Genomic DNA, 25,386 nt, shown 5'->3' with positions numbered 1-25,386 from the left:
ATCCGGTGTCCGAATAGATAGAATAACGTTCACACCGGCAAAATGGCGAGCAACTGGCGGAGATCCGTGATGGTGACAGCTCCCCGCCCAGCCTGCGCGACGCTGCGGCGATCGAGATGAAGAGCCTGCAGGCCCGACCTCGTCGCGCCCTCATAATCGCTTCGCCAGCTATCGCCAACCATCAGGATTTCTGCTGGTGTACAGCCAAGCTGGAGGCAGAGGGATCGATAAAATGCGGGAGCAGGCTTTGCCGCTCCGACCTCGAAGGAGAGGCAGGCACAATCCAACAGATCAGCAAACAAAGCCTCCAGCGGAGCCGCGTAGGGCAGCGCAAGATTAGAGGCGAGGGCAATGCGATAGCCCGCCCGACGTAGCGCAACAAGAACCGCACGGCTTTCCGCAAAGGCGCGGATGGATACCAGCTCCGCCTCTAGATCAACATTCCATTCGGGGTTTGGCCGCACGCCGCACATATCGGCGAAAGCGCCGAGGTCGAGCGGCCGCGTGATTGACGCGGCCAGAACGCCAATTGTCGAGGCTCGCGCAATACGAACATAGGGCCGGCGCTCCTCGGTGACCTCGACGAGCGTGCCGAACGCGTCGAAAGCAACGGCCTTGATGGTGCGCGGCTGGTCCATTGGACGGTTCAGCTGGGCTCAGACCTTGTACCCACCCATCGCACAGACGATCTGCCATTCCTCGTCCGTCACGGGCTGCACGGACAGGCGCGACAGCTTCACCAGCGCCATATTGGCCAGCCTCGGCTCGGCCTTGACATCGGCCAAAGTCACCGGCTTGGGGAAGGGGGCTACCGCCTTGAAGTCCACCAGCACCCAGGGTTGGCCTGGTGTGGCCGGGTCCGGATAATGCTCGCGCGCCACCTCAGCGACGCCGACGACGGCCTTGCCCTCGTTGGAATGGTAGAAGAAGGCCTTGTCGCCCTTCTTCATCGCCATCAAATTGAGCTTGGCGGCATGATTGCGCACGCCGTCCCAGGGCGTGCCCTTGGCACCGGCGGCGACCTGCTGGTCCCAGCTCCACACTTCGGGTTCAGACTTGATGAGCCATTGGGCCATGACAACCGCCTCCTTGCCGGATCAGAGGCCAGCCGGGGGCTTGATGCCCCAGCGCCAGCGACGGATGCTCGTGGAGGCGAACAGGCCGGCCCTGGTATAGGGATCGTTCGCGGCGAAGGTCCGGGCCTCGGCCTCGGTGGGGAAGTCCACGATCAGGAGCGAACCCACCATCTTGTCCGCTTCGTCCAGGAACGGGCCGGCGCCGAGAATGTGGGCGTCCTGCGTCTTCAGATAATCGAGGTGAGCCGGGCGGGTCGCCTGCCTGAGTTCGAGACCATTGGGAATGTCTTCGCATTGGATGACGAATAGCATGGCGGCGCCTTTCCTGATGTCGGTTGTCCTCGCGTAGCGATTTCGCGAGACGATGTCGAGAGGCAAGCCAGGCCCGATTCCGGCTGGCGCCTACGCTTCCCGATCGGCATCGCCACGACCGCGTCCATGCAGCATGCCGCCAAGGACTCCGTCACGCAGCACGACCGCGTGGAACAAGGCCGCCAGCACATGGACGACGACGAGGGCGACGAGCGCCCAGGTCAGCATGGCATGCAGGCTCAACATCGTGCGCGGCGACAAGCCCTCCAGCCCCGTCAATACAGGCATGGGCAGCAGGCCGAAGGCGAGCGGCGGCGGCATGAATGGCGCCGGGCGATAGCCGAGCCAGCCCGTAAGCGGCACGAGCAGGAGCAAGGCGTAGAGAGCGCTGTGAGCGAGAGCTGCAACGATCGCAGCAAACGGGGAACGGACGCGCCGTGGTGCGCGGTCGAGTATCCGGGAACCGAGGCGGAGCGAGGTCAACGCCAGGATGGCCAGGCCCAGTGACAGATGGGTGGTCAGCCAGACATTGCCCGCCATCGCCATGCCGCCGAGGAGGAAGAGGCCGATGATCCATTGCGCGGTGATCGCGATCGCCGTGATCCAGTGGAACAGCCGGGCCCTCAGGCTCCACCCCATCGCCGCCTCCAGCCTAGACGATACGATAGGGCACGATTTCGCGCCGGTCGTGGTTCACCGACAGATGCGCCTTCAGGGGCGGCACGGCGCGCTGATGGCAGTGCTGGCGCTCGCAGATGCGGCAGGAAATGCCGATCGGATCGAAACCCGCGCGGTTGGAAAGATCAAGGCCGTCGGCATAGACGAAATCCCTGGCGTAGGCGATCTCGCAGCCCAGCGTGATGGCGTAGCGCCGCTGGGCTGCGTTGAAGCCGCCACCGCCCTTGGCGATCTCGGTGGCGACGCTGAGATAGCGCTCGCCGTCCGGCGTTTCGGCGAGCTGGCGGATGATGCGGCCCGGCGCCTCGAAGGCCTGGTGCACGTTCCAGAGCGGGCAGGCGGAACCGAAGCGGGCGAATTGCAGCTTGGCCGCGCTATGGCGTTTGGTGATGTTGCCGGCCCGGTCGATGCGCGCGAAGAACACCGGCACGCCCTTGGAGCCCGGCCGCTGCAGAGTGGAGAGACGATGGGCCACCTGTTCGAGACTGGCGCCGAAACGCGCCGCGAGCAGTTCGAGGTCGTGGCGCAGCTCCCGCGCCGCGGCGAGGAAAGCCCGGTAGGGCAGGGTCAGCGCGCCGGCGATATAATTGGTGAGGCCGATGCGGGCGATCTCCACCGCCTCGGTGCTGCGCCAGTCGGCCCCGGCCAGGATGGCGGCGATCTCGGTTTCCGCCTCCAGCGCGGCAATCTGGAAAGCGAGCTGGAAATGCCGGGTGGCGGCAGGGGAATAGGGGTGCAGGCGCAGCACTCGCGCCTCCTTGTCGAAGCCGCGGATGATGCCCTCCTCGGCCGGCGCCTGCATCACCCTGACCCGGTGGCGGCTTTCAAGATAAGCGGTCAGGGCAGCGCCGGGCTCGCGGCGGGGCAGCCCCAGGCGCTCGGCCAGGGCTTCGGCGGCGGTGTCGAGCTCATGCACGTAATTGTCGAGGAAGTGGAAGAAATCGCGCACCTCCTCATAGGGCGTCGGCTCCGACATGCCTCCCGCCAGCCGCCCGTCCAGGCTCGCCAATTGCTCGGAATTGCGCCTGTAGGCCTGGTGCGCGGTGATCAGGGCATGGGCGAAGCCCGGCGCATTCTGCGTGACCAGCTTCAGTTCCTGCAGGCTCGGCGCCAGGGCATCGAAGAGCGGATCGGCCAGGGCCTCGTTCAGGGCCGAGAGCAGGCGGTCACCGTCACTCTGGGCAATGGTGGCGATGTCGACGTCGAAACGCTCGGCCAGCGCCAACAGCACCGCAGCCGAGAGCGGGCGCTGATTGTTCTCCATCTGGTTGAGATAGGAGGTTGAGATACCGAGCCGCTGGGCAAACGCCGCCTGCGTCGCGTGGGCGGCCTCGCGGATGGCCCTGAGGCGGGCGCCGATGAAGAGCTTGCCGGCCAAGTGGAAACCCTTGTTCGCAATTTTGCAATTTGCAACTCCAATTAGCATAAATCATGCATTCGCACTCTTTCAAGCAAGAACAAAGAGCGGAGAAAAGCTAACAGGGCGGGATGTCAGTCCGTGTGGAGCAAGCCCGATGCGCGCCGTCCTCGAACAGTTGGAAAGCCGCCGCGAGGAGGCGAGACTCGGCGGCGGCATCAGACGCATCGAGGCGCAGCACGCCAAGGGCAAGTTGACGGCCAGGGAACGCCTGGAAGTCCTGCTCGACGAGCGCTCCTTCGAGGAGTTCGACATGTATGTCACCCACCGCGCCGTGGATTTCGGCATGGCGGCCCAGAAGGTCGCGGGCGATGGCGTGGTCACCGGCTGGGGCACCATCAACGGCCGCCTCGTCTATGTGTTCAGCCAGGATTTCACCGTGCTCGGCGGCTCGCTGTCCGAGACCCATGCCCAGAAGATTTGCAAGATCATGGACATGGCCCTGCGCAACGGCGCGCCCGTGATCGGCCTCAACGATTCCGGCGGCGCCCGCATCCAGGAAGGCGTCGCCTCGCTGGCCGGCTATGCCGACGTCTTCAAGCGCAATGTCGAGGCCTCCGGCGTGGTGCCGCAGATCTCGGTGATCATGGGTCCCTGCGCCGGCGGCGCCGTCTATTCGCCGGCGATGACCGACTTCATCTTCATGGTGCGCGACACCTCCTACATGTTCGTCACCGGCCCCGACGTGGTCAAGACGGTCACCAACGAGGTCGTCAGCGCCGAGGAACTGGGCGGCGCCCGCACCCACACCCAGAAATCCTCGGTGGCGGATGGTGCCTTCGACAACGATGTCGAAGCGCTCGAAGAAATCCGGCGCCTGTTCGACTTCCTACCGCTCAACAATCGCGACAAGCCGCCGGTGCGGCCCTTCCACGACGATCCGTCGCGGCTGGAGATGCGTCTGGACACCCTGGTGCCCGACAGCTCCACCAAGCCTTATGACATGAAGGAACTGATCCTGGCCGTCGCCGACGAAGGCGATTTCTTCGAGGTCGGCGAGGCCTTCGCCCGCAACCTCGTCACCGGTTTCATCCGGATCGAGGGTCAGACCGTCGGCGTGGTCGCCAACCAGCCGCTGGTGCTGGCCGGCTGCCTCGACATCGATTCCTCGCGCAAGGGCGCACGCTTCGTGCGCTTCTGCGACGCCTTCTCCATCCCGATCCTGACCCTGGTCGACGTACCCGGCTTCCTGCCGGGCACCGGGCAGGAATATGGCGGGGTGATCAAGCACGGCGCCAAGCTGCTCTTCGCCTATTCGCAGGCCACCGTGCCGATGGTGACGCTGATCACCCGAAAAGCCTATGGCGGCGCCTATGACGTCATGGCCTCCAAGCATATCGGCGCCGACGTCAACTATGCCTGGCCGACTGCCGAGATCGCGGTGATGGGCGCCAAGGGCGCGGCCGAGATCCTGCACCGTGCCGAACTCGGCGATGCCGAGAAGATCGCCGAGCGTGCCCGGGATTACGAGGCCCGCTTCGCCACCCCCTTCATCGCGGCCGAACGCGGCTTCATCGACGAGGTGATCCTGCCGCACACCTCGCGCAAGCGCATCGCCCGCGCCTTCGCGGCGCTGCGCCGCAAGGCGGCCGAGACGCGCTGGCGCAAGCACGACACCATGCCGCTGTGAGGATCGACACCGTGACGAAGCCCCCCCTGTTCAAGAAGATCCTCATCGCCAATCGCGGCGAGATCGCCTGCCGGGTCATCCGCACCGCCCGCAAGCTCGGCATCGCCACCGTCGCCGTCTATTCCGACGCCGACCGCGACGCCGTGCATGTGCGCGAGGCCGACGAGGCCGTGCGCATCGGCCCGCCGCCCTCTTCCCAGTCCTATCTCAAGATCGACGCCATCCTCGCCGCTGTCCACGAGGCGGGCGCCGATGCGGTGCATCCAGGCTATGGCTTCCTGTCGGAGAATGCCGCCTTCGCCAAGGCACTCGCCGAGGCGGGCGTCGCCTTCATCGGCCCGCCGCCCAGGGCGATCGAGGCGATGGGCGACAAGATCACCTCCAAGAAGCTGGCGGCCGAAGCCGGCGTGTCGACGGTACCAGGCCATATGGGCCTGATCGAGGATGCGGGCGAAGCCGCCCGTATCGCCGCCGAGATCGGCTATCCCGTGATGATCAAGGCCTCCGCCGGCGGCGGCGGCAAGGGCATGCGCATCGCCTGGAACGACGCCGAGGCCCGCGAGGGCTTCCGCGCCTCACGCTCGGAGGCCAAGTCCTCCTTCGGCGACGACCGCATCTTCGTCGAAAAATTCGTCACCGAGCCGCGCCATATCGAGATCCAGGTGCTGGGCGACCAGCACGGCAATTTGATCTATCTGGGCGAGCGCGAATGCTCGATCCAGCGCCGCAACCAGAAGGTCATCGAGGAAGCGCCCTCCTCCTTCCTCGACGAGGCGACAAGGCGCGCCATGGGTGAGCAGGCCGTGGCCCTCTCCCGGGCCGTCGGCTACCACTCCGCCGGCACGGTGGAGTTCATCGTCGACAAGGACCGCAATTTCTACTTCCTGGAGATGAACACCCGCCTGCAGGTCGAGCATCCGGTGACGGAGCTGGTCACCGGCCTCGATCTGGTCGAAGCGATGATCCGCGTCGCCGCCGGCGAACGCCTGCCCCTCACCCAGGACGAGGTCCGCCTCACCGGCTGGGCCATGGAAGCGCGCGTCTATGCCGAGGATCCCTACCGCAACTTCCTGCCCTCGATCGGGCGGCTGAGCCGCTATCGTCCCCCGGCCGAGGGGCCGGATGGCGAGGGTGGCCTGGTGCGGGTGGATGCCGGCGTGCAGGAAGGCGGCGAGATCTCGATCCATTACGATCCGATGATCGCCAAGCTATGCACCTATGCGCCGACCCGCCTGGAGGCGATCGACGCCCTCGCCCGCGCCCTCGACCAGTTCGAGCTGGAGGGCATCGGCCACAATCTGCCCTTCCTAGCGGCTCTGGCTGATCACGAGCGTTTCCGCGCCGGAAAGCTGACTACGGCCTTCATCGCCGAGGAATACCAGGGCGGCTTTACCGGTGTGGAGCCTGGAGACACCGACCTGCCGCGCCTGGCGGCCGTGGCCGCGGTGATCAGCCATATCCGCCAGCACCGCGACAGCGCCATCTCCGGCGCCATGGACAATCACCGCCGCGCCATCGGCCGCGACTTCGTCGCCACCCTGGCAGGCCATGCCCTGCCCTTCACCATCGATGCCGTCGACGGCGGCTATCATGTCGTCTTCGCCGACGGCTCGCTGCTCGCCGTCACCAACCGCTGGACGCCCGGCCAGGCCCTCGGCCATTTCAGCGTCGGTGGCGAGGCCATGGCCGTGAAGGTTGGCGTCACCGCCGGCGGACTGCGCCTGCGCTGGCATGGCCGCGACGTCCTGGTGCAGGTGCGCAGCCCCCGCGTTGCCGCGCTCGCCCGCCTGATGCGCGAGAAAATTCCGCCCGATACCTCCAAGCTCCTGCTCTGCCCGATGCCCGGCGTGGTCGCCGCCATTACCGTCAGCGAGGGCGAAGCGGTGGAGGCCGGCCAGGCGCTCGCCACCATCGAGGCGATGAAGATGGAGAATGTGCTGCGCGCCGAAAAGGCTGGCACGATCAGCCGCATCGCCGTGGCCGAGGGCGCCAGTCTCGCCGTCGACGAACTCATCCTCGAATTCGAATGAGGTCCGTAATGTCCGTACCTGTCACCGATACGCCCCTCGAAAACTGGCGTGCTTTGGCCAGGAAGGAGGTCAAGGCCGATCCGGACAGCCTGACCTGGCAGACCCCGGAAGGCATCGCGGTCAAGCCGCTTTATACCGAGGCCGATCTCGCCGGCGTCACCCATCTCGGTTCCCTGCCCGGCCAGCAGCCTTTTCTGCGCGGCCCGCGCGCCACCATGTATGCTGGCCGGCCCTGGACCATCCGCCAATATGCCGGCTTCTCCACGGCGGAAACCTCCAACGCCTTCTACCGCAAGGCGCTCGCCGCCGGACAAAAGGGCCTTTCCGTCGCCTTCGATCTCGCCACCCATCGCGGCTACGATTCCGACCATCCGCGCGTGGAAGGCGATGTCGGCAAGGCCGGCGTCGCCATCGACAGCGTCGAGGACATGAAGATCCTGTTCGACGCCATCCCGCTCGAAGAGATGTCGGTCTCCATGACCATGAACGGGGCGGTGCTACCGGTGCTGGCCTTCTTCATCGTGGCGGGCGAGGAACAAGGCGTATCGCGCACGAAATTATCGGGCACGATCCAGAACGACATCCTCAAGGAATTCATCACCCGCAACACCTATATCTACCCGCCAGCCGCCTCGATGCGCATCGTCGCCGACATCATCGCCTACACCGCCAGAGAGATGCCGCGCTTCAACTCGATCTCGATCTCCGGCTATCACATGCAGGAGGCGGGGGCGACTTTGGTGCAGGAACTCGCCTTCACGCTGGCGGATGGCCGCGACTATGTGCGGGCGGCGCTGGCCAAGGGGCTCGACGTCGACGCCTTTGCCGGACGGCTCTCCTTCTTCTTCGCTATCGGCATGAACTTCTTCATGGAAGTCGCCAAGCTACGCGCAGCCCGCCTCCTGTGGTCGCGCATCATGACCGAGTTCGGCCCCAAGGATCCGCAATCGCTGATGCTGCGCACTCATTGCCAGACTTCCGGCGTGTCGCTGGCCGAGCGCGATCCCTACAACAACATCGTGCGCACAGCCTATGAGGCGATGGCGGCGGCCCTCGGCGGCACACAATCGCTGCACACCAACTCCTTCGACGAGGCGATCGCGCTGCCGACGGAATTCTCAGCCCGTATCGCCCGCAATACCCAGTTGATCCTGCAGCACGAGACCGGCGTGACCAAGGTGGTCGATCCCCTGGCCGGTTCCTATTACCTCGAAAGCCTCACCCATGACCTTGCCACCCAGGCCTGGGCGCTGATTGAGGAGGTCGAAGCGATGGGCGGCATGACGGCGGCGGTGGCGGCCGGCCTACCCAAGCGTTTGATCGAGGAAGCCGCGACGAAGCGGCAGGCGGCGGTGGACCGCGGCGACGAGGTGGTTGTTGGCGTCAACCGCTATCAGCTCGAGGACGAGCCTGCGATCGACAGCCTCGACATCGACAATCATGCCGTGCGCGCGGCGCAGATCCGACGCCTGGCGGATGTCAGGCGCCGGCGCGACCCGCAGGCGGTGGCCAGGGCCCTTGCCGCGCTCACCGAAGTGGCGCGCAGCGGGACAGGCAATCTCCTGGAGGCGGCCGTCCAGGCCGCCCGCCACCGCGCCACGGTGGGCGAGATCTCCGACGCGCTCAGGGTCGAATTCGGGGACCACAGCGCCCGTCCCAAGGTGGTGGCGGACATTTATCGCCCTGCTTTCGGCGAGGGGCCGGAAGTGGAGATTCTCGCCGGCCGCATCGCCGCCTTCACGGCGCAGCGCGGCGCCAAGCCGCGCATCCTCGTGGCCAAGCTCGGTCAGGACGGCCATGACCGCGGCGCCCGGGTCGTCGCCTCGGCCTTCACCGACATGGGTTTCGAGGTGGTCGCCGGCCCGCTGTTCCAGACCCCGGACGAGGCTGTCGACCTAGCCCTCGCCGAAAAGGTCGACGTCGTCGGCGTCTCCTCGCTCGCAGCCGGGCACAAGACACTGCTGCCCCAGTTGATAGAAAAGCTGAAGGCGCGCGGCCGGGCCGATATCGCCGTGGTCTGTGGCGGCGTCATTCCGCGCCAGGACTATGACTTCCTGCGCGAGGCTGGGGTTTCAGCCGTGTTCGGCCCGGGCACACCGGTCCTCGACGCGGCGCGCACCGTGCTCGATCTTCTGGAAGGGCGGTTGAGCAACGAGGCCCGGCGGCAGGGGTGAAGGACACTCACAAGAGCAAGTGAAGGATTGGACGAGAGACAGCGGTTCCCAATATGACACGGCGCTTGTGTCCCCTCGCCCCGCTTGTGGGGAGAGGATAGAGGTGAGGGGCTGTGCAAAGCTCTGTTTGTTACCGCTGCGCTGCCCCTCATCCTTACCTTCTCCCCGTGAGAACGGGGAGAAGGAGCGGCTGGTGTCGCGCCTACCCCTTCACCCGCGCTTCGGCGGCCACGATGGTGTTGTGCAGCAGGCAGGCCACCGTCATCTTGCCGACGCCGCCGGGAACCGGGGTGATGTAGGAAGCCTTGCCCATGGCTTCCTTGGTGGCGACGTCGCCGACGATGCGGCCCTTGCCATCCTCGGTGGGCACGCGGTTGATGCCGACATCGATGACCACGGCGCCATCCTTGATCCAGTCGCCCTTGACCATCTCGGGCCGGCCGACGGCGGCGACCAAGATGTCCGCCTCACGGCAGACGGCGGGCAGGTCCTTGGTGCGCGAATGGGCGATGGTGACGGTGCAGTCATAGGCGAGCAACAACTGCGCCATCGGCTTGCCGACGATGTTGGAGCGGCCGACGACCACCGCCTTCTTGCCGGAAAGCCCTTCCTTGCCCACGGTGTCGAGCAGCATCAGCAGCGAACCGAGCGGGGTGCAGGGGATCAGCATCGCTTCCGGGTCGATTTTGGACGCGGTGAACAGCTTGCCGACATTCATCGGGTGGAAGCCGTCGACATCCTTGGCCGGATGGATGGCATCGATCATCATCTGGCCATCGAGATGGTCGGGCAGCGGCAACTGCACCAGGATGCCGTCGACGCCCGCATCGGCATTGAGGCCCGCGATCACGCCGAGCAGCTCTTCCTTGGAGACGGTTTCGGGTAATTCGATCAGCCGGCCGTCGATCGCCGTCTCATGCGCCATCTTGGCCTTGGTGTTCACATAGGCCCGGCTTGCCGGATTGTTGCCGACGATCACCACGTCGAGGCGCGGCTTGCGGCCATGGGCGGCGGCAAAGGCCTCCGCGCGAACCTTGGTGCGGGCGCGGACATTGGCCGCATGGACATTGCCGTCGATCAATTCGGTCATGGCGAGCTTTCGATGGTTTACGGACAGTGGAATTTCTTTCTTCAGAATAAATTATAGCGCAGCGGCGCCTTCTGCAACAAGCCCATCTCGTCCTGTTCTGTCTTGTTTTTCCCTCAGATGAACGGGCGATTTGGAAAGGCAGGATGCGGAAGAGACGTCCGCGCTCTCAGCCGTAGCGGTTCATGCTCGAACCCAACCAATGTCGCGCTGGAAGCGGCGCGGCTGAGAGCGCGGACATCTCTTCCGCAACTTGGAACCGCAACATCTACTGGAGAGGTAGACGCTCGCGCGCCTGGAACCGTTGACAGGGCCCGCTTTTGCCTTCCGAGTAGCGTCCTGACAAGGTCGACCAATGCCCCTGCGATTCGCAGGCCTCTGCATCGGTCTGCCAGCTTGAGGAGACAGGCCATGGCGGATGGCAGCACGCGCCAATTTACAATCCCGCGCGAAAAGGATCTCCAGCTCAGGACCATCCGAAACACCGGCGGCCTCAGCGTCTCCTTCCTGGAGAACGGCACGGTCTTCGCCATCGAGCATGACGACGGCAAGGACCGGGTCACGCTCAACCAGGTGCTGGGATCGCCTATCCATGGCGGCATCAGCCGGCTTTATCTGCGCGCCGGCGGCGCAAGCCCCATCGTGCAGGAGCTGGTCGGCCCCGGTGCCAAGGGCCGATTCGCGGCTGGTGGTTCCAGCGCGGTCTGGCAGGGCGAAGCCGGCAGCATCGCCTATCGGGTGAGGCTTGCCCTCCATCCCGGCGAGGCGCTCTGGTTCTGGCAAATCGAGCTGTCGGGCGCAGGTGCAGCGCAGCCCTGCGATCTCGTCCTTATCCAGGATGTCGGCCTGGGCAGCCGCGGCTTCCTGATGAACAGCGAAGCCTATGTCTCGCAATATCTCGATCACCATGTCGAAAAGCACGAGGCTCTCGGCCCGGTGCTGATGAGCCGGCAGAACCTGTCACAAGGCGGCAAGTTCCCCTGGCTGGCGCAAGGCTGCACCAGCGGTGCGGTGGCCTTTGCCACCGACGCGATCCAGGTCCTCGGCCCGGATTATCGCATCACCGGCGTGTTCGACGCGGCTTTCGGCACCGACCTGCCCTCGCAGCGCCGCCAGCACGAGGTCGGCTGCATCGCCCTGCAATCCCGGCCCGTCAGCATCGGGCAAGGCTCGAAAGCTGACATTACCTTCTTCGGATTGTTTACGCCAAACCACCCTGCCGCTTCCGGTCCAGCCGATCTACCGGCGGCCGTCGCCGCTGCCGGCCGGGCCGGCGAAACCGGCACGGACGCGCCGTCTCCGGCCGATCCGGCACGCAGCCTGGTGCAGGATGCCGCCCCGCTGCCGGTGCTCCCGCTTGAAGCCGGAGACCTCGCGGCGCGCTACCCCGAGCGCCTGGCGGAGGAAGTGCAGAACGGCGCCCTGCTATCCTTCTTCGTGCCGGATGGCGGGCAGAACCGGCATGTCGTGCTCGCAGCCAAGGAAGCACAGGTGCCACGCCGCCACGGCGCCCTGCTACGCAGCGGCACCAGCATGCGGCTCGATGATGCGACCCTGTGCTCCACCGCCTGGATGCATGGCGTGTTCGGAGCGCAGCTCACCATCGGCAACACCTCCTTTCACAAGCTGTTCTCGGTCTCGCGCGATCCCTACAACATCACGCGCGGCAGCGGCCTGCGCATCCTGATGGACGCCGGCGACGGCTGGAAGCTGCTGGGCGTGCCGAGCGCCTTCGACATCGGGCTCAACGACGCCAAATGGATCTATCGCCTGCCCGGACGCACAGTGACCGTGCATGCCGTTGCCGCCGGCGACGCGCCGACCATGCAATGGCGCGTCACCGTCGAGGGGGCTCCCTGCCGTTTCCTGGTGTTCGGCCATGTTGTGATGGGCGAGCGCGATTATGAACAGACCGGCACCATCACCATCGATGCCGCCGCCAAGCGCATCAGCCTCACGCCGGGCTCGGACTGGCTGTGGGGGCAGACCTACAAGGAAGCGGCCTATCACCTGGTCACCTCGACTCCTTCCGCCGTTGAGACCGTGGGCGGTGACGAGCTCCTCTATGTCGACGGCAAGGCGCGCGACGGCGCCTATGTCGCCCTGCGCTCGCATGCCACCAACGAACTCGTCTTCGCCGTCACCGGCTCGATGACATCGGCCGCCGAGGGCGAGAAGTTGGCCGACCGCTTTGCCGCCGGTCCGGATGCCGAGAGCCTGCTCGTCCCGGCACGACGGTTCTGGAGCCTTCTCACCCGCGACCTGCGCCTGGAGGGCACCGGCCCGGATGTCGAGGCGCAGGATCTGATGCTGCCCTGGCTCGCCCATGACGCCATGATGCACCTCACCGTGCCGCATGGCCTGGAACAATATACCGGCGCCGCCTGGGGCACCCGCGACGTCTGCCAGGGGCCGATCGAGCTGATGCTGGCCCTCGAGCACGATGCCGAGGTGCGCCACATCCTCCTCACTTTGTTCGGCGAGCAGTCGCAGTCGCGGGGGGACTGGCCACAATGGTTCATGCTCGATCCCTACCCCTATATAAGGGCGGGCGACAGCCATGGTGACGTCATCGTCTGGCCGCTGAAAGCGTTGTGCGATTATGTGGAAGCCACCGGCGACCTCACCGTGCTCGACGCCGAGACACCCTGGCGCGACGACAAGAACGCGGCGACTCCAACACGGTCGACGCTCTCGAGCCATGTCGACAAGCTCCTCGAAACCGTCACGGCCAGCTTCATCCCCGGCACGCATCTGGTGCGCTATGGCGAAGGCGACTGGAACGATTCGCTCCAGCCCGCCGATCCGCATCTGCGCGACTGGATGGTGTCGAGCTGGACGGTGGCGCTGCTCTACGAACAGGTCGTGCGCTATTCTTCCATCCTCAAGCGTCGGGGCGAGACGGCCCGCAGTGCCGAACTTTCCGATCTCGCCGCCCGGATGCGCGGCGATTTCAACCAGCATCTGATCCGCGACGGCGTGGTGGCCGGCTATGGCCTGTTCGATCACGCCATCTTCGGCGAGGCGGAAGCAGCGCCCGGTGAGACCGATATTGCGCCGGTCGACGCCAAATCGGGCGGCGTCGAGCTCTTGCTGCATCCCAGCGACACCAGGACGGGCCTGTCCTATTCGTTGATCTCGATGACGCAGCCCATCATCGGCGGCCTGTTCACGCAGACCCAAGCCCGCCACCACCTCAAGCTGATCGAGGAGCATCTGTTGCTACCGGACGGTGCCCATCTGATGGATCGGCCCGTCGTCTACAATGGCGGCCCGGAAAAGCTGTTCCGCCGCGCCGAATCGTCGTCCTTCTTCGGGCGAGAGATCGGCCTGATGTATGTGCATGCCCATCTGCGTTATTGCGAGGCTTTGGCAAAGCTCGGCGAGGCGCAGAAGGCCTGGGAAGGCCTTGCCCTGATCAATCCGATCGCCGTGACGCAGCATTTGCCCAATGCCTCGCTGCGCCAGCGCAACACCTATTTCTCTTCTTCCGACGCCGCCTTCCCCGATCGCTACGTCGCTAGTGCCGAATGGGGTCGCGTGCGAACAGGAACGATCGACGTCGATGGTGGCTGGCGCATCTATTCGAGCGGCCCCGGGCTATTCACCCGCGCCATCGTCGAGCAGGTGCTCGGCAAGCGCCGGCATTTCGGGGTGAGGGAAGAAAACCCACCGATGGTGGCAGGACTTGAGGGCAGCCGGTCGAACCTGGCGTAGAAGGTTCTTCCTGGGTGCACGCGCCACGTGTCCAAGAGCGGACGAGACGTCCGTACACCCGGAAGAACCCCTACTCTTCCTTCTTGCCCTGGCGCTTCTTGGTGCGGCGGCGCTGCTTGCGCAGCTCCGTGCTCTCGTGCATGCCGAAGGTGGAGGCAGGCTTTTTCTTGCGCAAGGCCGCTCTCTTCTCGGCTCGCGCCTTGTCCGACAGCAGCGCCTTCACCTGTTTGAGCTGCGCCTCGGTGAAGAAGACCTCGCGGCCCATGGCCGTGAAGAAGCCGTGCTGGCGTGCAACATTGGCCAGAGTCTTGGCTTCCACGCCCAGAAGGTGAGCAGCCTGAGCGAGCGATATCGGGGAGTTGGGTTGCGAAGGTTCGGTCACGATGGGTTCCGGCATGAATGCGTTGTGTTCAATAATGCGGCGGCGGCGGTTCGGGCAAACCGGCGAGATCGGCGCGTTGCTCGCTGATCTCGACGCGGTCCGAGAGCTGGGTGAGCAGACGGTTCAGCGCCTCGATCTGTTTCCATTGCGCGATAACAGCCTGGTTTAGATCCTCGATGGTCTCGTCCTGGAAGGCCACGCGCGTCTCCAGCGCGTCGACGCGGGCGCTGAGCGTTTCGATCTCGGTCATGGCAATTCCCGCTTTCGTCAATTCTCGCTTCGTCGTGCCGGACAGTACCGGCCTCATCCAACCTCTTGGCAAGATATTTGCGCTAGAACCAGCCCATGTTTCGGGGATTCGGCATATTTCGCGCGTCGGCATGGGTCAGCCTGACCAAATTCGCGATCGTTTTCATCGTCGCGATGAATCTGGCGCGTCTCGACCGCCTGACGGGCCTGGCCGCCGGCCTGGCCCTTGCCGCCCTCGTGCTGATCTGGTTGTTGACATGGTTCGGCTTTTTGCCCGTCGGCGGCGACAGCCCCGAATGGCGCCGCCTGATCCGCCGCCACGGCCCTGCCCTGACCAAGCGTTATCGCCAGCTCGTGCGCGTCAATGCCTATGGCGCCGAGGAGTTCGACAAATGGCGGGATGAATTGGTGCGCTTTCGCGCCTCCACCAAGCTCTCTCTCGACGAGAAGGAAATCGCCCGCTTCGACGCCCTTGCCACCCGCATGGTGGGCAAATGGGCGGCGGTGGAACCCGACGCCCGCATTCCCGACGCCATGGAAGAGATCTCGCCACAGGATTACGAGCATCTTTGCGCCGATCTCCTGCGCAAGGCGGGCTGGGAGGCCGAAGTGACAGGGCAGTCCGGCGATCAGGGCATCGATATCCTGGCGCAGCGCGATGGCACCACCGTCGCCCTGCAATGCAAGCTCTATTTCGGCAACCCCGTGGGCAACAAGGCCGTGCAGGAAGCCCATGCCGCCGCCGGCTTCACCGACGCCGACTATGCCGTGGTGGTCTCCAACCGGGATTTCACCAACTCGGCCGAACAACTCGCACGCAAGCTTGGCGTGCTCCTCGTCCATCACAGTGAATTGCCGGATCTCGAGGCCATGCTGCAGCCGGCGCGATGAGGCTTCTTTACCCTCAATCCGGATAGGACACCTCGAACTCGATCTGGCCGTAGTCCTGGAAGGTCCAGTGCCTTGCGGCCTGACCGGGCCAGAGCAAGGTCACGGCCCCAGTGGCCGGGCGATAGCAGGCCGTGTAGACCGTGCCGAAGCCCAGCGCGTAACTCGTCGTCAGCAAGGGCGGCGTCAGGAAGGCCGCAGACAATCCTTCCCCGTCGAGCGCTGGGTTCGCCAGGATCTGCTCGAGGGCTGCCGCCCGCTCCAGGGTGCGCGAGAGGCGGCCATGCCTCGGCCATTCCACGCCAAGCTGGTGATTGGTGGTGAAGGCCTTGCCGGAGACGATCGCCGGCCGGTCGGGCGAGAGATAGACCGTCTCCCAACGGCCCTGGCGATCGAGCACCGTGACATTGTAGGCCATGTGGCAGGGAACCGAGCGCAGCGCCTCCACCGCCTGATGCGTGTCGGAGCAGACCTCCAGGAGATAGCGCACGATCATCGGCGCGCCGAAGCCCCTGCCGGCCACGGCCCGGCCCCCGAAGGTAAGCGAGACGACCAGGCCGGCATCGTTCATGCCGTCGGCGAGGCCGGATAGACCGTCCACCATGCCGATGACGTCCCGGCTGCGCCAGCGCGAGCGGAGCAGCGTGCCCTCGTTCAGCTCCGGTGCCAGATCGTAATTGCGCACCAAGATGGGACCGTGATCATCGACCAATACGGCCTGGCTGCAATGGACGAGATAACGCGGCGGGGTCCAGAAACTCAGGAAGCGGGCGACATCCTCGTCCGACGGCACCGCCGCCACCAGTCCGGACCACAGCCCCTCCATTTCCGGCATGAAGCGCCGCACGGCGCGCGTCGCATCGGTGAGGCTGGGCGCCTGCGCGCCGCCCCGTTCCAGAAACCATTGTCGCCAGCCCGGCCAGCCGGCCTGGAACACCGCGTTCCAAGCCGGGCCAGGCCCCTGTTCCCGCAAGCTGCGGAACCCTACGTTCATTTCTTTCCACTCATGCCTTTCGGGCGCGTTCGGTCAGATCCACTTCCGCTAGATCCATTTGGCCGACGGCATGTCCACCGGCGGCACGATGGCGGTCATCGCGGACAGGGGCACCGACTCGAACTGCGCCTTGATGCCGGCGTTCCATTTCTTGGCACGCGCCAGCAGTTCCCGGGCGTCCGATTGCATCCGGCCTCGCGCCAGCAGACAGCCCATATCGGCGCCATGGTAGCAATATTCTCCCACGCCGTACACGCGCATGTAGAAGGCCTCGTTCTCGTCGCCGACGCTGGTCAGGTCGAGGGCGGAGCGCTGATAGGCGATCTCGCCGCGATCATTCATGCGCCAGATGCCCGACTGCGGCACCCGCGTGATCATCTCCACCTTATCCTCGGTCTGCTTGAGGATGAGCTGGGTCCAGTGGTCATATTCCTTCCAGCGGCTCTGCACAGCCTCGACGTCGAGGTCGTAATCGACATCGAGGAATTCGAGCAGGTGGAACAGGAAGAGCGGGCAGCCGCCATAGATGGTGGTGATCAGATTGGTCGGCGGCGAAGCGCCGGAGACGCGCGGATTGAGTTCGCCCAGATAGACCTCGTGCGTATCGGTATCGAGCAGGAAGTCGCAGCAGAACACGCCGCGATAGCCCTCCTCATAGAGCCGGTCGCCAAGCTTGCGTGCCATCTCGCGTACCCGATCGGGCGCATCGCCTGGCAGAATGGTCGGCGAGACGTCATTGCCGCACCAGCCGCCCTTATAGGGCGTGATCTCGGCAAAGCCGGTAATGTCGGTCATCACCGGGCCGACCAGCGTGCCGTGGCGGGTGCAGCAGCCTTCGATGGTGCCGGGAAGGTGATTGATGCGCTTCATCACCTTCAAGTCCTGGCCGATGATCTTGGCGGCGTATTTATCCCAGTCGGCCTGGCTCTTGACGAAGAAGGTGGTGCGCCCGCTGTCGCCATAGGGCGTCTGCACCACGAGGTCGCTGCCGAGACCCGCTGCAGCGGCCAGCACGCCGAGTTCTTCGTAGCTGCTGGCCAAGCCCATGGTGTTGGGGGCGCTGGCGACGCCCGCCTCATTGCCGAGCCGCGTCGTCTCGATCTTGGAATCGAGCCTCGTGCGCAAGGCGGCCTTCGGCAGGGCGACATCGACACCGGCTTCGGCGCAGAGTTCCTCGGTCTCCTCGTCGAACATCACGAAGATCGCCTTGCCACGCGGCTTCTTGCGGATACGAGCCCTGAAGGCAGGGTGCGCCACCAGATAGTTGGCAACGTCCTCCATTGACTTGAACTCGACCGGCCCGGTGCGCGGCGGCACGAAGACGCGCGGGTGCCTGCCGTCGAAAATGTCGAAATAATTGATGAACTCCAGGCCACCCACCCACTCATCGAGCCCGAGCAGGTTGAAGGGCGTCGGCGTGACGACATAGATCGGCGTCTCGTTCATGCGCAGGAAACGATAGATATCGCTCAGGCTGCGCAGCTTCTCACGTCCGCTCATGATGGGGATCCCATTCTCTGCAGGGTTTGCCGTTGTTGGAGGGCTTGTACGGCCAAAGAGGCGAAGCGCGGGGCTCGAAGAGCGCACCGTCGTCCCGTGGGGTATCGGCGAGGGAAAACCGGCGAGGTGAAAACCAGGCGCTTGGCCCAGCCACCCTTGTCGCACTCCAAAAGTGCCGCAGCATGCCTGCGACGGCTCAACCAGGCGACAACAGGCTCACCAGCCGGCATGAGGCTCCCTTCTATGGGGCGACGTCCTCTCCGCCAAATTTCTGACACACTTCCAGCAGGCCGGCAACCGGGCCAGCAATAGCCATAACGGATGATGGATTTCGGTCGAGACACATGAAGCCAGACTGCCTTCTCGTCTTGCAGAAGGAGAAAGCCACACTTTCATCGGTGTCGTCTTCTGCCGCCCTCAGGCTTGCGCGTGGGGGCCTTCCGTGCGCAAGGCACCCGGTGGCATGCCTGTCACGCGCTTGAAGGCGCGGCTGAAAGCAGCCTGCGAGGCATAGCCGAGGCGTTGGGCGGCCGTGTCGATCGACATGCGGTCGCGTCCGATCCATTCGGCTGCCAGGCGCATGCGCAACTCGGTGACGTAACGCAAAGGCGTCTGGCCTGTCACCGCCAGGAAACGCTCGGCGAAGACCGAACGCGAGGCGCCCATCTCCTGGGCCAGTTCCGCCACCGTCCAGTCCCGGCCGGGGTCGCGATGCATGGCGCCGATGGCACGGCTCAAGCGCGGATCGCGCAGCGCGTCCAGCCAACCGCCCACTTCTCCGCAGCCGCATTCCACCCAGCCGCGCACGATGGAAGCGGACACCACGTCGGCCAGCCGCGCCAGGATGCCTGCCGAGCCGACGCGCTCGGTGAGCACCTCACGCTCCATCGCCCGCAGCATCGGCTCGATTTCCGGCTGACGCTCCAGCAGCGTGCCGACCAGCATCACTTCCGGCATCTGGGCGACCAGCGGATGCATGCCGCCGAGATCGAACTCCATGCAACCGCTGAAGACATGGGCGTGCCGGCTCGGGCAGGTCTCCTCGGCACAGGCCGAGACGGCGCTGACGCTCTTGCAGAGCGGGATTGCCTCGTAGGTGCCGACATCCTGGCTCGGCAGGTCCGGTGCGGAAACGAGGTCGTGCTCTCCGCCACGCGGCAGCAGCACCGCATCGCCCGGCCCGAGGCTGTGCACCGCGCCGCTTGCCATGCGCAGATAGACCGTACCGCAGGCGACGAAATGGAACTGGGCCCGTCCCTCGACAGTGCCGAAATGAACGCCGAAAGGCGGCGCGGCATGCAGGCGCCGATATTGCACGCCGTTGAGACGCATTCCGAGGAGCAATTCGCTCATCAGGTCTGCCGGCGGGTTATCGCGGCGCACGCGCTCAAGTCCGGACGAATGGTAAAGCATTCCGGATTTGATGACATGGATCGTCCGACATGTCCACCCTATGTTGCTGCAACGCGATAGCGTTTTGCGATTTGGCGGGACACCAAGAATTGCAAAACGCGTCAAACCAAAGAGTTTGGAGCAAATGAGCGTTTCCGCCTGAACGCGTTTGGCTCCAGGTCACTTCGACAGGACGAGACAGATGAGCGAAGCGTTGCAGACCGCCTCGACGCTTGATGCGATCGAGCCGGATCGCAGCCCGCACCGGGCTTTCAAGGACGATATTCCCGCGGCCGACGTGACGGCTGCCCCAGGATCGCAGAACGCCCTGTGGGGCGCCGTGATCTCCATGATGCTCGGCGTGTTCGGCCTGGTCACGGCGGAATTCCTGCCGGCCAGCCTGCTGACGCCGATGGCCCGCGATCTCGGCGTGACCGAAGGCGTGGCCGGGCAGGCCGTCACCGCAACCGCCACGGTGGCCCTGATCACCAGTCTGCTCGTGGTGACGCTGACGCGGCGTCTCGACCGCCGTGTGGTGTTGCTGGCCTTCTCGATCCTGCTGATCGCTTCCAACCTGCTGGTCGCCTCCGCCTCGAGCCTGGCCTTCCTGATTCTCGGGCGGGTGCTGCTCGGTATCGCGCTCGGTGGCTTCTGGACCATGTCTGCCGCCACCGTGATGCGGCTGGTGCCGGAGGCGATGGTGCCGCGCGCCTTGTCGATCCTGTTCAGCGGTGTCTCGGCTGCAACCGTCTTCGCCGCTCCGGTCGGCAGCTATGTCGGAGACATAGCCGGCTGGCAGGCCGTCTTCATCATGGGGGCCGGCCTCGGCGTCCTCGCTTTGGTGGTGCAGTTCGCTACCCTTCCGCGCCTGGAGCCGCGCGGGCATGCCCGCCTGCGCACGCTGTGGGAGGTGCTGATGCGCCCGCAGATCGGCCTCGGCATGGTCGCGGTCACCCTGGTGTTCACCGGCCATTTCGCCTTCTTCACCTATATCCGGCCCTTCCTGGAAACGGTGACGGGGGTCGGCGTGAGCACGATGTCGGCGATCCTGCTCGGTTTCGGCATCGCCAACTTCCTCGGCACCTTCCTCGGCGGCTTCCTCCTCGAGCGCAGCCTCAGGTTGACCCTGGCCGCGATGCCCCTGGCGATGGGTGTGCTCGGCCTGATGCTCGCCGGCCTCGGCAGCGCTCCCCTGGCGGATACCGTGCTGATTGCCCTGTGGGGCCTCGCCTTCGGCGCAGTGCCGGTCGCCTGGACGGCCTGGATCACCCGCGCGGTGCCGGATGAAACCGAAAGCGGCACGGCGTTGATCGTGGCGGTGATCCAGCTTGCCATCGCCCTCGGCGCCGCCGGCGGCGGCACGATCTTCGACGTCAGCGGCGCGAGCGGCGTGTTCGTCGCGGCCGGCCTGGTTCTCCTGCTGGCCGTCCTGCTCATCCTGGCCGGCGTGCGGTCGCGCCTGGCGACAGCGACAGCCTGAGGTCCAGCAAAAGACACGAAAGCGGGCTCTGGTGATGGAGCCCGCTTTCGCGCGTTTCAGGCGGCCTGGTCCGGCCGCGGACCGACATAGCGGGACTGCGGCCGGATCAGCCGGCCATAGAGCACCTGCTCACGGGCATGGCCGATCCAGCCTACCACCCGCCCGGTGGCGAAGATGCTGGTGAAACTCTCGCGCGGGAAGCCGAGCGCTTCGAGCAGCAACGCCGTATAGAACTCCACATTGATCTGAAGGGAGCGGTCCGGCTTGCGGCGGGCAAGAATGCTGGTCGCGGCCGCTTCGACATGCTCGGCCAAAGCGAGGCGACCGGTGTCGTTCTTGCCGGGCCCGAACAGCGCCGTAACGGCCCGCTTGAGCGCCTCGGCCCTCGGGTCGCGCACGCGGTAGATGCGATGGCCGAAGCCCATCAGCCTGTCGCCCCTGTCGAGAGCTGCCTCCAGCCACGCCTCGGCCGTCTGCGAAGCCGCGATGCCGTCGAGCATGTCGAGTACCGGGCCCGGCGCGCCACCATGCAAAGGGCCCTTCAGGGCGCTGAGTGCCGCCAGCACCGCCGAGGTCAGGCCGGCCTGCGTCGAGGCGACGACCCGGGCGGTGAAGGTCGAGGCATTGAGGCCGTGGTCGCTGACCGTGACCAGGTAGGTGTCGAGGGCAGCGGCCGCTTCCGGGCGAGGCACGGTTCCATGCAGCATGCGCAGCATGTCGCCGGCATGGCCGGCCTCCGGATCCGGCGCAATGGCCGCCTCACCCCCCTTGTGGCGGATGATGGCCGGGGTCAGCACGGCGGGCGCAGCAATCAGTCGGAGCGCCAGGGCAAGATCCTCACCGTCATCAAGGCGGGCCAGGGCCGCGCGCAGGGCATCGGTAGCCGGCAGGTTCTCGGCGGCGAGACCATCCGGGATCAGCGCCTCGAACACCTCGCGGCGGGCCTCGCCGAGACGGAACGCCAGTTCCTTCGGACCGGGCAGATCCTGGAAGAAGCCGTCCAGCAGGATGCCGACCAGTTCCTCATAGCCGACATGGCCGGCCAGATCGTCGAGCGAATGGCCGCGAATGACGAGCCGGCCGGCAAGGCCGTCCACGTCCGACATCACGGTCTCGGTGGCAATGACATCGTCCAATCCATTGTTCATCGCAATCTCCTCAATGAAACCTCGTATTGCGACAAGCATGCTGACGCTTTAGCATTGACGTCAATCTTGATAGATATCGTCAATATATCAGCCTGGTTTGCGCCGATGCCCTGGATCACCTCGCAAGAAGCTCTCGCCGTCCTCAAGGTCCAGCCGCAGACGCTCTATGCCAATGTCAGCCGCGGCAGGATCCGCACCAAACCGCATCCGCAGGATGTGCGGCGCAGCCTCTACCATGGCGAGGACGTCAAACGGCTGGCAGGACGCCATGCCGGGCGCCGCAGCGTCGCCGACGTCGCCACGCAGACCATCTCCTTCGGCGAGCCCGTGCTGGCCTCCGGCCTGTCGACGATATCGGACGGCCGCTTGTGGTATCGCGGCGAGGATGCCATCGGCCTTTCCGACCATGCCAGCCTCGAGGAGACCGCCAAGCTACTCTGGCAGGTCGGAAGGGTCGATCTCGCCTTCCCAGCCACGGTCAGGGGCATGCCGATCCCGGCCAACCCTTTCGAAGCCGCGCTGCTCGCTCTGGCGAGGCGGGCCAGCCACGACTTTCCCACCGGCGGGCGTTCGCATGCCGTGCTCTGCCGGGAAGCGGCGGGGCTGGTCGGTACCATGGCGGCGGCGATGCTCGGGGGCGGGGCCGATGGCGCCTTGCCGCTGCACCAGCGGGCGGCATTGGCCTGGCAGGCTCCCAATGCCGCCGACCTCATCCGGAGGGCTTTGGTGCTATTGGCCGATCACGAGCTGAACGCCTCGACCTTCGCCGCCCGCACGGCCGCATCGACGGGCGCTCCGCTGGCCGCCGGCCTGCTGGCAGGGCTGGGCACCCTTGCCGGACCGCTGCATGGCACGGCCGCCGTGAGCGTACAGGCCCTGGCCGAGACCGCCCGCCGGGTCGGCCCCCGGCGCGCCGTGCATGACTGGCTCTCCCGCGGCCATCGCCTGCCCGCTTTCAGCCACCCGCTCTATCCCAACGGGGATCCCCGGGCGGCCGCCCTGCTGGCCTGCTTCTCCTGCAGCGAGATCTATGAGGGCATCCGCGAGGCCGTGGCGGAGCACAGCGATGAACCACCGAATGTCGACTTCGCCCTCGCGGCCCTGGCCGACCATTACGGCCTGCCGGCGAGCGCCCCGTTCACGCTCTTCGCCCTCGCCCGATCCGTCGGCTGGATCGCCCATATGCTCGAGCAGACGGCCCGGGGCAGCCTGATCCGCCCGCGTGCGCATTATGACGGTCCGGCCTTGAAGACGGGCGTGCCCGGGCCGGAAGCAGATTGAACGGTCGGCCCTGACGACGCCAGCAACGGGGCGCGGCCTCTGTTTCGCATGGCACTGCATAGCGGCCCGCTCCATGCTTGCCTTCCTCCGGCGAACAGCAGGGTCAAATCGCGCGCCACCCGTGGGGCCGGCCGGGAAACTCTGCCTAGGCCCGACCTCACTCCATTGGAGAAAAGCGGATGCCCCGCCATCTCAAGCGTCGCCTCCTTCTGTCGTTCGCCTTGTTCCTCGGCCTCGCCTGCTTGGCCACCGCCGAGGAGATACCACTGATCGACGATCCCGAAGCCCAGGTCCGGCACTATGTCGATGCGCTGGCCCGGCAGGATTTCGACAGCGTAGCGAAGATTGGCTGCGGTGCGGACAACCCCACCGATTGCGAATTCGGGAAGAGCCTGCGCAATGCCCTGGCCCCGCTCAAGGGGCGCAAACTCACCGAAATCGGCAAGGTGCTCGACCTCTCTTTCCCGGAGGCCATCCGCGAGATCTATCTTTCAATGCGGGTCGACGATTACACACCGGTCTATCTGCGCTTTACCTATCGGATGAGCGATGCCGGTTGGCGCCATCGGGATTTTCGCTTTGCAACCGGCTCCGCGAGTGCGATCTTTCCGGCCTCCCTCCTCGAAGGCAGCCTGGTCGGCCTGACGGGCGCCAACCAGACCGGACCGGCCACGGCGGTCGACGAGACGAGCGAGAAGATCATGACCAGCATCGCCAGGCGGAACTACGACGGTGCCACAAATGCCGTCCGGCAGGTCATCCCCAATTCCGATGAGGGCATGAAACGCTCCGTCGACGGGCTCTTCGCCAATGTGAAGCAATATGATTTCAGCCACATCCGGAAGATCATCGACAGGGAAATGGATGGCATCCGGCAGCAATTCTACTACGCCGCGATCAGCGACAGAAAAACGATGTTCATCCGGCTGACCTATGCCAAGGCCAACGCACGCTGGTGGCTCCACGACATACAATTCTCCGGCGAAGGCAACGGCCTGATTCCGGCCGACATTCTGAAAGACAGCCTCGCGCTCCTGCCACTTCCTTGAGCCAAGTCCCGTACAGCCGAGCGGCGACGCCAAGCGTCAGCCGGGTGCAAAACGCTTTGAAACGCTTTCGTCTCCGGTGCGGTAATCGACGAAGCCAATACCGGCATAAAAGGCCCGGCCGCCCTCGTTCTCCTTGCGGATAGTGGCGTCAATGAAACGTACGCCCGCCGCCTTGGCGGCCTTCGCGGTCTCCAGGAACAAGGCGCGGCCAATGCCCCTGCCATGCGCCCCGGGTGCTACATAGGTTCCGATGACCGCCCAGTCCGCCGGCAGACGGTCCTCGCCCGGCCAGTCCGGATCGCACCATTCGAGGGACTGGAACCCCAGGATCTGCGCATCATCGACCGCCACGAAACAGCAGATTCCGCGCTTGGCGGCGATGAACTCATCAAGGATGCGATGCTCGTCAAAGGGCCGGCGATGCGCCGTGGTTCCTCCGATCGCAATGATCTCGTTGATGAGTTGGGCCATCGGGCCGGCGTCCCGAGGAGACGCGATCCGGACATCCATGGGCATTGATAGCTCACTTTCGATTGAGTCTTCGTTCTCGAATCTTCGCTCTTGGCCTCCGCCGCTCAGGCCGGGTCCTTGAACTCGATTTCCGCCAAAGCGCGAAGCTCGGCCTCCTGACCTGGATAGGCGGCGGCCGGCAGATCCTGAAGCGTCAACCGCAAGCTCGCCATATGCAGCAGCTGCTGCTGCCTCGACGTGGGGTTCTGCAGGTCAAAGAGCGACGCGATCCTGTCGCGCAGCCAGCGGTCATGCTCGCTGGCGTCCCAGCCGCTATAGCGGAGCCATTCTTCCTTGGGATCCATTGGCGATCATCCTCTTTCTGCAGGTCGGTATAAAAGGCAATCGGCATTCGATGGCGTCACTGGCGGGCATTTCGGATCTCGCACAGG

General features: G+C 65.4%; 22 protein-coding genes. 8 read left to right on the top strand and 14 right to left on the bottom strand.

The features are described from left to right. Positions 1-29: 29 nt before the first annotated feature. The 5 genes from ACZYTC_RS19695 to ACZYTC_RS19675 all read right to left on the bottom strand — a co-directional run bounded on the left by ACZYTC_RS19695 (position 30) and on the right by ACZYTC_RS19675 (position 3,492). Positions 30-638 carry an HAD family hydrolase gene (locus ACZYTC_RS19695; protein ID WP_488990345.1) on the bottom strand — a complete coding sequence of 203 codons (609 nt, stop codon included), beginning with the start codon at positions 636-638 and terminating at the stop codon, positions 30-32. Between the two features lie 18 nt (positions 639-656). Further along, positions 657-1,076, bottom strand: coding sequence for an EVE domain-containing protein (locus ACZYTC_RS19690; protein WP_441772263.1), 420 nt, complete (start codon positions 1,074-1,076; stop codon positions 657-659). Positions 1,077-1,097: 21 nt separating this feature from the next. Next, positions 1,098-1,388 (bottom strand): YciI family protein, encoded by a 291-nt coding sequence (locus ACZYTC_RS19685; protein WP_434958817.1) that lies wholly within the window; start codon positions 1,386-1,388, stop codon positions 1,098-1,100. 90 nt (positions 1,389-1,478) lie between these two features. Continuing rightward, on the bottom strand, positions 1,479-2,027 hold the full coding sequence (locus ACZYTC_RS19680) for a cytochrome b (protein WP_441772261.1): 549 nt from the start codon (positions 2,025-2,027) through the stop codon (positions 1,479-1,481). A 13-nt stretch (positions 2,028-2,040) separates the two neighbouring features. Further along, a complete protein-coding gene (locus ACZYTC_RS19675) occupies positions 2,041-3,492 on the bottom strand; it encodes a helix-turn-helix domain-containing protein (protein WP_488990344.1) in 1,452 nt (483 codons plus the stop codon). 88 nt (positions 3,493-3,580) lie between these two features. Here ACZYTC_RS19675 and ACZYTC_RS19670 point away from each other — a divergent pair, with 88 nt between their 5' ends. From ACZYTC_RS19670 to scpA, 3 genes are read left to right on the top strand one after another with little or no spacing between them, the layout of a single operon-like run. Then, complete coding sequence (locus ACZYTC_RS19670) at positions 3,581-5,113, top strand: acyl-CoA carboxylase subunit beta (protein ID WP_488990343.1); 1,533 nt, start codon at positions 3,581-3,583, stop codon at positions 5,111-5,113. A 26-nt stretch (positions 5,114-5,139) separates the two neighbouring features. Next, complete coding sequence (locus ACZYTC_RS19665; RefSeq protein WP_488990363.1) at positions 5,140-7,143, top strand: acetyl-CoA carboxylase biotin carboxylase subunit; 2,004 nt, start codon at positions 5,140-5,142, stop codon at positions 7,141-7,143. An 8-nt stretch (positions 7,144-7,151) separates the two neighbouring features. Further along, positions 7,152-9,317 (top strand): methylmalonyl-CoA mutase, encoded by a 2,166-nt coding sequence (gene scpA, locus ACZYTC_RS19660; protein WP_488990342.1) that lies wholly within the window; start codon positions 7,152-7,154, stop codon positions 9,315-9,317. Between the two features lie 202 nt (positions 9,318-9,519). Here the strand turns inward: scpA and ACZYTC_RS19655 are convergent, their stop codons facing one another. Beyond that, positions 9,520-10,407, bottom strand: coding sequence for a bifunctional 5,10-methylenetetrahydrofolate dehydrogenase/5,10-methenyltetrahydrofolate cyclohydrolase (locus ACZYTC_RS19655; protein ID WP_434958822.1), 888 nt, complete (start codon positions 10,405-10,407; stop codon positions 9,520-9,522). 408 nt (positions 10,408-10,815) lie between these two features. Here ACZYTC_RS19655 and ACZYTC_RS19650 point away from each other — a divergent pair, with 408 nt between their 5' ends. After that, entirely contained in the window at positions 10,816-14,121 is a 3,306-nt protein-coding gene (locus tag ACZYTC_RS19650; protein WP_488990341.1) for a GH36-type glycosyl hydrolase domain-containing protein, read from the top strand. A 70-nt stretch (positions 14,122-14,191) separates the two neighbouring features. Here ACZYTC_RS19650 and ACZYTC_RS19645 read toward each other — a convergent pair whose 3' ends face one another. Beyond that, positions 14,192-14,503 carry a hypothetical protein gene (locus ACZYTC_RS19645; protein ID WP_434958824.1) on the bottom strand — a complete coding sequence of 104 codons (312 nt, stop codon included), beginning with the start codon at positions 14,501-14,503 and terminating at the stop codon, positions 14,192-14,194. 28 nt (positions 14,504-14,531) lie between these two features. Continuing rightward, positions 14,532-14,753 carry a SlyX family protein gene (locus tag ACZYTC_RS19640; RefSeq protein WP_322434554.1) on the bottom strand — a complete coding sequence of 74 codons (222 nt, stop codon included), beginning with the start codon at positions 14,751-14,753 and terminating at the stop codon, positions 14,532-14,534. A 95-nt stretch (positions 14,754-14,848) separates the two neighbouring features. On the opposite strand from ACZYTC_RS19640, the gene ACZYTC_RS19635 reads away from it, so the two are divergent. Continuing rightward, positions 14,849-15,643, top strand: coding sequence for a restriction endonuclease (locus ACZYTC_RS19635; RefSeq protein ID WP_434958825.1), 795 nt, complete (start codon positions 14,849-14,851; stop codon positions 15,641-15,643). Positions 15,644-15,656: 13 nt separating this feature from the next. On the opposite strand, the gene ACZYTC_RS19630 is transcribed toward ACZYTC_RS19635, so the two are convergent. From ACZYTC_RS19630 to ACZYTC_RS19620, 3 genes are all read right to left on the bottom strand, one after another. After that, on the bottom strand, positions 15,657-16,634 hold the full coding sequence (locus ACZYTC_RS19630; protein WP_488990340.1) for a C45 family autoproteolytic acyltransferase/hydrolase: 978 nt from the start codon (positions 16,632-16,634) through the stop codon (positions 15,657-15,659). Positions 16,635-16,682: 48 nt separating this feature from the next. Next, a complete protein-coding gene (locus ACZYTC_RS19625) occupies positions 16,683-18,134 on the bottom strand; it encodes a biotin carboxylase (RefSeq protein WP_441772254.1) in 1,452 nt (483 codons plus the stop codon). A gap of 417 nt (positions 18,135-18,551) precedes the next feature. Continuing rightward, positions 18,552-19,547, bottom strand: coding sequence for an AraC family transcriptional regulator (locus ACZYTC_RS19620; protein WP_434958828.1), 996 nt, complete (start codon positions 19,545-19,547; stop codon positions 18,552-18,554). A 181-nt stretch (positions 19,548-19,728) separates the two neighbouring features. Here ACZYTC_RS19620 and ACZYTC_RS19615 point away from each other — a divergent pair, with 181 nt between their 5' ends. Then, positions 19,729-21,006, top strand: a complete 1,278-nt coding sequence (locus ACZYTC_RS19615) for an MFS transporter (protein WP_488990339.1) — start codon at positions 19,729-19,731, stop codon at positions 21,004-21,006. 56 nt (positions 21,007-21,062) lie between these two features. Here ACZYTC_RS19615 and ACZYTC_RS19610 read toward each other — a convergent pair whose 3' ends face one another. After that, positions 21,063-22,154 (bottom strand): citrate synthase/methylcitrate synthase, encoded by a 1,092-nt coding sequence (locus ACZYTC_RS19610; protein WP_488990338.1) that lies wholly within the window; start codon positions 22,152-22,154, stop codon positions 21,063-21,065. A 105-nt stretch (positions 22,155-22,259) separates the two neighbouring features. On the opposite strand from ACZYTC_RS19610, the gene ACZYTC_RS19605 reads away from it, so the two are divergent. Together ACZYTC_RS19605 and ACZYTC_RS19600 are read left to right on the top strand one after the other, a co-directional pair. After that, on the top strand, positions 22,260-23,435 hold the full coding sequence (locus tag ACZYTC_RS19605; RefSeq protein WP_488990337.1) for a citrate synthase: 1,176 nt from the start codon (positions 22,260-22,262) through the stop codon (positions 23,433-23,435). A 179-nt stretch (positions 23,436-23,614) separates the two neighbouring features. Next, a complete protein-coding gene (locus ACZYTC_RS19600; RefSeq protein ID WP_488990336.1) occupies positions 23,615-24,484 on the top strand; it encodes a hypothetical protein in 870 nt (289 codons plus the stop codon). A 36-nt stretch (positions 24,485-24,520) separates the two neighbouring features. Here the strand turns inward: ACZYTC_RS19600 and ACZYTC_RS19595 are convergent, their stop codons facing one another. After that, complete coding sequence (locus tag ACZYTC_RS19595) at positions 24,521-24,955, bottom strand: GNAT family N-acetyltransferase (RefSeq protein WP_488990335.1); 435 nt, start codon at positions 24,953-24,955, stop codon at positions 24,521-24,523. A gap of 104 nt (positions 24,956-25,059) precedes the next feature. After that, positions 25,060-25,299 carry a hypothetical protein gene (locus tag ACZYTC_RS19590; protein WP_441772250.1) on the bottom strand — a complete coding sequence of 80 codons (240 nt, stop codon included), beginning with the start codon at positions 25,297-25,299 and terminating at the stop codon, positions 25,060-25,062. Between the last annotated feature and the right edge of the window lie 87 nt (positions 25,300-25,386).

The organism is Labrys sp. F242, from assembly GCF_057813875.1.
This window is presented reverse-complemented; position numbering and strand designations above follow the sequence as displayed.